The sequence below is a fragment of the Anaerospora sp. genome (assembly GCF_032013335.1).
Classification (GTDB): domain Bacteria; phylum Bacillota; class Negativicutes; order Sporomusales; family DSM-15969; genus Anaerospora.
The window spans coordinates 104637-113903 of record NZ_DALZUO010000012.1 but is presented as its reverse complement, the minus strand read 5'-3'; the positions used below and the strand labels follow the sequence as shown (position 1 = coordinate 113903).

At 46.2% G+C, this 9267-nt stretch carries 10 protein-coding genes; 3 read left to right on the top strand and 7 right to left on the bottom strand.

Annotation, left to right across the window (positions count from 1 at the left end):
- On the top strand, positions 1–185 hold a 185-nt coding region (locus RTR76_RS11730; RefSeq protein WP_312520864.1), incomplete at its 5' end, for a hypothetical protein.
- 4 nt (positions 186–189) lie between these two features.
- Here the strand turns inward: RTR76_RS11730 and RTR76_RS11725 are convergent.
- Entirely contained in the window at positions 190–1113 is a 924-nt protein-coding gene (locus tag RTR76_RS11725; protein ID WP_312520862.1) for a DMT family transporter, read from the bottom strand.
- A gap of 316 nt (positions 1114–1429) precedes the next feature.
- On the opposite strand from RTR76_RS11725, the gene RTR76_RS11720 reads away from it, so the two are divergent.
- On the top strand, positions 1430–2488 hold the full coding sequence (locus RTR76_RS11720) for a permease (RefSeq protein ID WP_312520860.1): 1059 nt from the start codon (positions 1430–1432) through the stop codon (positions 2486–2488).
- Positions 2481–3362, top strand: coding sequence for a TIGR03943 family putative permease subunit (locus RTR76_RS11715; RefSeq protein WP_312520858.1), 882 nt, complete (start codon positions 2481–2483; stop codon positions 3360–3362). The genes RTR76_RS11720 and RTR76_RS11715 overlap by 8 nt, the downstream gene beginning before the upstream one ends.
- Before the next feature lie 55 nt (positions 3363–3417).
- Here RTR76_RS11715 and RTR76_RS11710 read toward each other — a convergent pair whose 3' ends face one another.
- The 6 genes from RTR76_RS11710 to RTR76_RS11685 all read right to left on the bottom strand — a co-directional run bounded on the left by RTR76_RS11710 (position 3418) and on the right by RTR76_RS11685 (position 9242).
- Positions 3418–4101: a class I SAM-dependent methyltransferase gene (locus RTR76_RS11710; RefSeq protein ID WP_312520856.1), complete on the bottom strand. Its 684-nt coding sequence runs from the start codon at positions 4099–4101 to the stop codon at positions 3418–3420.
- Between the two features lie 40 nt (positions 4102–4141).
- Positions 4142–4753 (bottom strand): ATP-binding cassette domain-containing protein, encoded by a 612-nt coding sequence (locus tag RTR76_RS11705; protein ID WP_312520855.1) that lies wholly within the window; start codon positions 4751–4753, stop codon positions 4142–4144.
- Positions 4743–5678: an ABC transporter ATP-binding protein gene (locus RTR76_RS11700; protein WP_312520853.1), complete on the bottom strand. Its 936-nt coding sequence runs from the start codon at positions 5676–5678 to the stop codon at positions 4743–4745. Before RTR76_RS11700 ends, RTR76_RS11705 begins: the two co-directional genes overlap by 11 nt.
- Positions 5679–5690: 12 nt before the next feature.
- Entirely contained in the window at positions 5691–6557 is an 867-nt protein-coding gene (locus RTR76_RS11695) for an ABC transporter permease (protein WP_312520851.1), read from the bottom strand.
- Positions 6550–7533, bottom strand: coding sequence for an ABC transporter permease (locus RTR76_RS11690; protein ID WP_312520849.1), 984 nt, complete (start codon positions 7531–7533; stop codon positions 6550–6552). Before RTR76_RS11690 ends, RTR76_RS11695 begins: the two co-directional genes overlap by 8 nt.
- An 83-nt stretch (positions 7534–7616) precedes the next feature.
- Positions 7617–9242, bottom strand: coding sequence for an ABC transporter substrate-binding protein (locus RTR76_RS11685; protein ID WP_312520847.1), 1626 nt, complete (start codon positions 9240–9242; stop codon positions 7617–7619).
- Between the last annotated feature and the right edge of the window lie 25 nt (positions 9243–9267).

Genomic DNA, 9267 nt, shown 5'->3' with positions numbered 1-9267 from the left:
ACTTGTTTAGTTTTGCATTTCACATCACAGAATTAAGAACGAGGCAAATGTTGCAGAAATTCCGTTTGCGTTGCATATTATTTAATGAAAATTCTGCAGCTGTGGATTTGTGTTGCAAAAAAGATGAAAACGATGCACTTAAAAGCCCTACTGTCAGAAATACAGTAGGGCTATCTTCCTCATAATATATTATTTTTTTGCAGATGATGGATTAGATAATGCTATACATGAACCAATGATAAAGATTCCGCCGATAACAGTTGTTAGTACCGGCGCTTCATTCCAGAATAAAAATCCCCATACCGCATTATAAATGATACCGATATAACGAACGACTTCGACTACGGCAACACAATCATGCGAAAAGGCCCTCGTTAAGAAAATCTGGCCCACTAGTGCGATTGCTCCTAGAATGATTAGATAGAAAAGCTCAGTATAGCTAGGGACTACAAAATTGTTCCATATCATGGGAATGGGTACCAATGTGACGGCAGCCATAAAATAAAAAATAATTTCAAATGTATGGTGTCTTGTACTTAAATAGCGGAGAACGATAGCTACGCAGGCGGCAATTGCGGCACTTAATAGGCCAATCAGCGCATTGATTGAGTAAGCTGAGAATTGAAAAGGGTTGATCGTCAGCATGGCACCAATAAAAGCTAATCCTAATAACGCCCACGTTCTTCGAGACAATGTTTCCTTAAGAAAAACAGCAGAAAGAAAAATTGCGATAACTGGTGCTAAGTTTATTAGAATGCTGGCATCAACCAATGATATTTGAGAAATAGTGTAAAAATGAGTTATCACGTACAAGCCGCCGAGTAGACCTCTTAAGATCAACATAGGGATATCCGAAGTTGAAAACTGTACTTTCTTGCGCCTCATCATATAGTAGATAAGAACAAGACCGATCACACCTCGAAAAAAAGCAACTTCTGCGGAAGGAATTGTTAACGTGACTGCCTTGACAAGGGCATTCATAATACTAAACATTAGTGAAGCTAATACCGCAAAGACTATACCCTGATTCATTTTCCCTCGCATATATTCTGGTTTCACGCCCTGTTCAACATTAGGCATAAGCGAAATTATGATAATAAATATTATTATCATATAGTAACATTCTTATTTACTGACGTCAATGTGACTATGCGTTTTGCTAACTAACTAATTTCATTGCTCTAACCTTCAATATCGTCTCCAACATCACTACAGCTTGATCTTTACAAACTTAAAAAAGTCAAAGCCCTGTGTCAATACATGATACAGGGCTTTGACTTTTGTTTAATTAGAGCAGTTTATAGTACAACAAGCAAACAGACTTCCCCCTAAGGCATCGTGGTTGCATTAAATAATAATATTATTTAATAGTAATATTATTATTTAATTATCATACTTATTAATAGATGTGTCACAAATGGAGGTTACCATGGAGACAAACGTAAATTCTCACTTAAGTAAGCTTTTAAGCCTATCGCTCCTGCTCCTGGCGAGTACATTGAATCCCGCTGCTTGGCTTCCCAGCGTATTGCCTGGAGCTCAAACTGACTTTTTGCAGGAAATGACTGCTATTTTTCTCAGTATTATCATCGAAGCCTTTCCGTTAGTCTTAATTGGAGTGATTGTTTCTTCGTTTATTCATATCTTTATTTCCGATAAGTTAATCCATCGTTTATTGCCCAGAAGCAGTATGATTGGCATCGCCTGCGGCAGCTTACTGGGAATCTTCTTCCCCTTATGTGAGTGCGGCATTATCCCGATCGTCCGCCGGCTAATTCAAAAAGGCGTTCCTGCGTATATCGCAGTACCCTTCATGTTAGCGGCACCGGTTATTAACCCTTTAGTTGGTTTCTCCACGTACCTTGCCTTTAATTCCTCCTATGACATGCTGGTATACCGCTTCGTCGGCACTTTTGTTTCTGCAAACCTCATCGGAATTCTATTATATACTGGAGGGACAAAGTCTGCAGTACTCACTTCTTACACTGAAGGTCATAGCTGCGGTCACTCTGGATGTGGCTGTAGTCACGAGCATTCGCAGCATCACCCGGGATTATTGATCCGATTACGAGACATGCTGTACCATACGTGCGACGAGTTCTTTGATATGGGACGATTCCTTTTGATCGGCTCATTTCTCGCGGCAGTTATCCAGGTAACAGTTCCACGAACGCTGTTGTTGAGCGTAGGACAGGAACCTATTGTATCCATTCTGGGAATGATGGGTTTTGCTTTCGTTATTTCTGTCTGTTCACAGGCAGACGCATTTATTGCAGCCCCATTTGCGGCCTCTTTTACGCCAGGTGCAATTGCTTCGTTCTTGATTTATGGGCCTATGCTGGATATCAAAAATGTCATTATGATGTTTACTGCATTTAAAGTATATTATGTAATTAAACTGATACTCCTGATTACAACTATTGTTTTCCTGCTTTCATTGCTGATTAACTATCTTCCTCATCTTTGGGAGGTGTTCGCGCTTGCATAGACTTTCACATGCAACCGAAAATTTGCTGCGCCTACTGATTCTAGTTTGTTTCACGTTCTTGTTTTACCGGGTGATAACAAAGGGTGATCTGTTGCAATTAATCCACCCGCAATTCACTTATAATGCCACAGTCGGCTTGGCTATCTTTGCCCTGCTAGCTACTGTACAAACCATACGATTTGTCAGTGATAGCTTAGCAAGCAATGCCGGAAGGCAAGATCATAAGTTTGCCGGATGCTTTTATTATATTTTTATCGGTACCCTTGCCATATGTTTTCTCATACCGGCCAAATCCTTAGGATCAATAACCGCTGGACAAAAAGGGCTGAAGCATTTTAGGGGTCCCACTACTGCATCAACCCTATTGGATAACACTGCATCCGCTCCTCCAATCAACACCAAAATACAGCAACGGCTTTCAGCATCTGTCCCAAAACAAGCTCCTATTCTCTATATTAATGATGAAAACCATATCCGTTTGATTACCGCGATGTACGAAGACACGGCGAATTTTATCAACCGGGAAATCAAGCTAAAAGGCTTTGTCTATCGGCCAGTGGGTCTTAACGACAATCAGTTCATGGTGGTACGGTTTGAAATTTCCTGCTGCGCCGCCGATGCAGTCCCTAGCGGTTTAATTGTAGAATGGGCCGATAATGCTGCATATAAAAATGACACGTGGTTGGAAGTACGCGGCATGATTCAGCAAGGGAACTATGAGGGAGTTCCAGTTCCTTTATTGAAAGCAGCTGCGGTTTCCACTATAGACCCCTTGCCTAACCCCTATGTATATACAGGCGATCCTATTGTGCCTCAGAATCACGAGCAGAACGTTCCCCAAACACCCCCACCCAACAATCCGTCGGCAAAATAAGCGTCCAAGTCCTTACGGCATATCACATTTCTTAGCGATGCCGTCTCCGTCAAACTTAGGGCAGGCTGAAACGAAACAGGTAGGTCGATTCGTACTTGGTCTTAATGTAATCTTCATTACATAAAATATACTTATGCTGTGGCAGCAGTTCAACAAAATCAACAGGAATCATTTTTTTGATGCCGACCTGAAATCCTTCCGTAAAAAAAGCTCCGGCAATTGCATCAAGAGTGTGCAGGTTGGGTTTTAGCACACTCTCCTGAGATATTGTCTGCAGAAAATAAGCTGCGCTTGGATTATTATGATAATCGGTATACGTGGCGTAATATACGCCGCCCGGATTGAGCGAAAGCCTGATCTTAGCAGCATGCTCTGCCAGATCGCCAACCAAGTAAAGCACCGATAAACTGAAGGCAATATCAAACCGTTCGCCAAGCTTTTCGGGTGAACCGGTAACAGCATATCTGAGAGGTAGCTGACCACGGCGTTCTTCAGCAACTGCTATCGACTTTGCGCCAAGATCAATGCCTGTTGCTGTTTTAAAGGGCTTACGTTCATATAAATATCGCAGGAATCCGCCCTGATTGCAGCCGAAATCCAAGACAGTGGCTTTCGTTAATTGCTGCTCCTTCATGGCATCAACCACAGCTTGCCAACCGGGACGATGCCTTTCTTCCATTTCATTTTCACCTGCTATATCCTTCACCCAGGCATCGTAAACCGGTTCGGGCTTATTCATGTTCCTCTCTCCTCAATAATGCAGGAAATCAGCATAAGCGTTACAGCTTATTCAGTTCCGGCAATGAAATAATGCGGGTGCATACTTTTTCAGCAAGTGCTTCATTATGGGTGACCACAATTAAGCCCATGCGGCGTTCATCCACAATTCGAACCAGCAGTTCCCATATCTGAGCCTGGGTAATCACATCAAGCATTGTGCTCATTTCATCGGCGATTAAAAACCGTGTTTTGGGTCCAAGTACTCTGGCAATGCAAAAACGCTGCATTTCACCGCCGGATAATTCACTTGGCCACCGGTCAAGCCAGCCCTGTTCAATGCCCATAGCATCCAGTGTACCTTGATCGGGAGTCCAGCCTTCCTGTAGGATATCTTTCATGCGCCACAACGGATTTATTGCCTTTTCCGGATGCTGATAGATTAGTTGGAGTGGGCTATATCCTTCAGCTGGCAGTTCCCGGCCATCAAGTAATACCTTACCGGATGCCGGTTTTATATAGCCTGCCAGTATTTTAGACAAGGTACTCTTTCCGTACCCGGACGGGCCAACCAGGCCAACACGCTCGCCCTCGCCTACGGATAACGTAACATCTTTTAATATCCATGAACCATTGTGGTAGCGAAAACTGATATTTTTTGCCTCAAGTAGCATGACAGCAGCGTACCTCCCCACCTCTGACGGTCTGCATTTTTATTGTTTGGGCGGCAGTGCATTCCGGTGAGCAGCGGTTGCAGCGCGCTGCATACGGGCAGCCGCACTGCAAGCTGCCGGCATAGGGCTGACCGCCTCTAATCGGCTGAAAACCGTTTTGCGGCAAAGCATTCCATAAAGCCCGGCTGTAGGGATGACGCAGGGCATCGCCGCCCTTAATGAAATCAGCAACAGGGGCAATTTCCACCGTTGTGCCTGCATAAAATACCGCAATCCGGTCGGCGAACAGAAAAGCCAAATCAATGTCGTGCGTAATCAGCATGACTGCTTTGCCTTCGTCAGCAAGTTCCCGGAAAAATTTCATTGTTTTCTCTGCAATTTCGGGGTTGAGTCCCGGTGTTGGCTCATCGGCAATGATGAGCTTAGCATCACTGATAACGGCAGTGGAAACAAGGACCCGCCGTGCCATTCCGCCTGACAGCTGAAACGGATATTTTTCCGCCGTTTCTTCAGTCAGCTCAAACCGTTTAAATACCTGAGCCTGCTGTTCTTTGGTGCCATACAGGCCCCGTACCTGAGGTCCGACTTTTTTCAGTGGATCCAGGTAAGAGACTGACTGAGGCACCAGCGCGATATCGCGTCCCCGTAAGCTCTCCTGTACTGCAGGTGTAAGCTCTGTCCCACAATACTTCATACTGCCGCTGACAGCAGCATTTTTTGGCAAAATCCCCAGAATCGCATGGGCAAGCAAGCTCTTGCCGCTGCCTGATGATCCAGCGACCGCCACAATTTCTCCAGCCTTAATACTCAGGTTAATATCGGAAATAACCTGAAGCTCGGTTTGCCTGAGTCCTTTATCATACATGCGAAATTTGACAGCTAAATTTTGAATATCCAACACCGGAGCAGTATCGTTGGTTTTCATTGTACTCCTCTCCTATTCCTGGGCGCTTGCCGGATTCAGCAGCCTTTGCAGGTTTTCGCCAATTCGGTCGAACAAAAGTACCATCATAAGCAGCGAAGCACCGGGCAGGACTGTCAGCCACCACATACCGGCCGTCAGATACCGCATCGATTCGGATAGAATAATACCGACTGCCGGTTCACGCGGCAACAGTCCAAATCCCAAAAAAGTAATGGACGCTTCATGTAAAATAGCATGAGGGAAAAGCAAAATCAAGCCGACAATATACTGGGGCACAACATGGGGAAGGATGTGTTTTACGGCAATCTTCCAGCGGCTTGTCCCCAGTTTCCGGGCGGCCAGCACGTACTGGGAATTGCGTACTGCCAATACTTCCGCCCGGATTACCCTTGCCAGTATCGGCCAGTGAGTCAGTGCTACTCCCATCCATACACCAAACATGCCTTTGCCCAGTACAAAGGAAATAAGCATTAATAGAATCAGGTGAGGAATCCCCTGCATTAAGTCCACCAGCCACAGAATAAAGCTGTCGACCCTGCGGCCCATGGTAGCTGCCGCAATTCCCATCATAACGGCAATCAACGAACTGACGGTAGCAGCCAGCAGCCCGATCCACAAGCTAATCGATAGTCCCTTTACGGTACGCATAAACATATCGCGGCCCATCCAGTCTGTCCCAAAGGGATGCACCGGCGATGGCGCCAGATTCTTCTGCTGAAACTGCGGTGCATAAGCGGATGGATCTAGCAGCACTCCAGCAGTCGCAATCACCGCTAAGATAAGCACCGCGCCGGCAATAGCGGCCAGCGTGCGCGTACGGAGATTGAACTGCCAATAGGATGTACCCTTGTGAACAGTCTGGCAACTTATATTACTCATGCGGTATCCCCTCCCTGATTTGCGGATCAATCACTGGGTACAGCAGATTGGCAATCAAATTGCCGGCAAAGACAAAAAATCCGCTGCACAATGCAATACCCAAGAGCAGAGGCAAATCCAGTTTTGTTCCGGCAACAACGGCCACATAGCCCAACCCCGTATAAGAAAAGACCTTTTCTGCCAACACCGAACCGCCAAACAGCTCACTGATTGAGGCAAACTGTAACGTAACTGCCGGCAATAAAATATTGCGTAAGCCGTGATGATACACAATCTGCCATTTCGTTTCACCGCGGGCGGCAGCAAATAGCGCATAGTCACTGTTCAATACATCAATTAATTTTTGCCGGGTGTGCAAAGCGATCTGGGAAATTCCCGTAACCGATAAGGTAAGTGCCGGCAGTACCAGATGGTATAAGCGGTCGCCGAACGTAACCGCTGCCGTCTCTTTCCCGATAGGTGTACCCAGCGCAATTGGGAACCATCCCAGCCATACGCCAAATACCATCAAGATTAACAGTCCCAGCCAAAATACGGGCGCAGATGCAATGAGCAGACAATATACCTTAATAAATTTGTCTACTCTCGTGTGTTGACAAGCAGCTGCAGCAACACCTAGAATAAAGCCGAAGAAACCGGAAAAAATCCAGGCAACCCCCATCAGCATGAGCGAGTTCGTAAAATGAACCCGTATGACTTCCGTCACCGGCTGCTGGTAATACATAGATGTCCCCATATCGCCATGGACCAATGCACTGACCCATTTGCCCAGCCTTTCCAGGGGCGGATCATTCAGACCCCAGTATTCGGCAATAGCCGCTCTTTGCTCTAGCGATACAGGATTCTCGGCCGTAACATAGGCTTCCATCGGATCAATCGGCGATGCTTGTACAAGCACAAAAGTTACAAGAATAACTGCCACCAGCAACCCGATACCCCGCACCAATGTCCGGCCTATATATGTGATCATAGGCATGCGAAATTCCTCCTCTCAGACAAACCCCGGCCCCGGAGCAGACAGCACTGCCGCTTCGGGGCTCATTGCAGGTTTGATTTCATCTACTTTTTCCAGGACCAGTCCATAATATTGCTGATCACGACAAACCCGTGATCATGGGGATGCCATTTTTGTTTACCAAGATCCAGACCATCGCGGACAAAATACAGATGGCTGATGTTCATGAGATAAATATATGGAGCATCTCCCAGAACACTGCCGCCAGTCTGGCCGTCCCACTGGGCTTTGCGCCAGTTCTCATCAGCTGTCTGATCATCCAGTGCGCCAATTGCCGCATCCAGATAACCATCTACAACCGGATTCTTATAGGCAACAATATTAAACCAGCCGCCTTTAGCCGCAAACCGGCTGTGCAGGGCATTCAGCATATAGATAGGGCTATAAGCACCGCCCCCCAGGAGAAAGGCATCTTTATGCTTATGGTTAACGCGGTCCGAAGAACCAAGTCCATCAGCAATAACATTGATGCCAAGCGCTTTCGCCTGTTCACTGAAAGCCATTGCAATCGATTCACGCGTGGAATCACCGGCTTCATAAACAAGATGAAACTCTGCTTTTAAGCCATTCTTTTCACGAACTCCGTCACCATCCGCATCCATCCAGCCATTTTGCTCCAGCAGTGCTTTTGCACCGGCAATATCGCCGTCTTTCCATTGGATCGCTTTATTCTCCCATGGCAGATAATCGGAAATGGTAAAGACAGGCTGTCCATAACCGTTCAATACATTGTCAATCATTTGTTTTCTGTTTACACCCAGAGCCAGAGCTTTTCTGATTATACTATCGCTGGTAACCGCATTGCCGATCTCATAGCCTTCCCCGCTTTTTTCTCCCGGAGTTTGAACAGGCAGCGAGACGGAGCGGAAGTCAAAGGTTTTGCAGTCAACAATGTTATAACCCGGTATGGCTTTGACGGCCAGTGCTTCCGTTGTTTTTACCACATCCACCTTGCCGGCCTGTGCCGCCGCGTATGCGGCATCATTGTTCAGGAACAAGAAGACAATCCGTTTAAACGGTGCTTTACCGCCATAATAATCATCATTGCGTTCTACAATCAGCTGCTGGCCTCTGTCCCACTGGACGAATTTATACGGACCGGAGCCAATTGGCTGCTGGGCATAAGCTTTACCGTCACCATATAAATGTTCCGGAACAATCCCCAGTGTTGCCACCTGATATGGAAAAATCGACATTGGCTTCTTCATATGGAAAACAACAGTCTTATCATTCACTGCTTCCGCTTTATCCATCTCGGTTAAATCAACGAAACTGGCCGCTTCCTTTGTTTTATTAAAAGTAAAGGCCACATCCTTAGCCGTCAGCGATTTGCCGTCATGAAATTTTACGCCTTCCCGGATAGTGAAGGTCCAGGTCAGGCCATCGCTGCTTACTTTATAATCGGTTGCCAGATCCTTGACGATTTTATTGTCCGGGCTGACATCCAATAACTTGCTTTGAAACAAAGTTCCCCCCTGGGCCCCCCAGCCGGTAACGGGATCAAAGCCCGAGGCCTTTTCACCGCCGATAGCAACAACAATCTCGTCTTTTGCCGTTGCCTGTGTCTTCTCATTTTTACTGCCGCCGCAGCCCGCAGCCAGAAGTATGCTGCCCAGCATAGTAATCACTATTGCTATTGCAAATAATTTCTTATAACTCTTGCTACTCACTTCTTAATCCCCTTCCTCTTTTGCC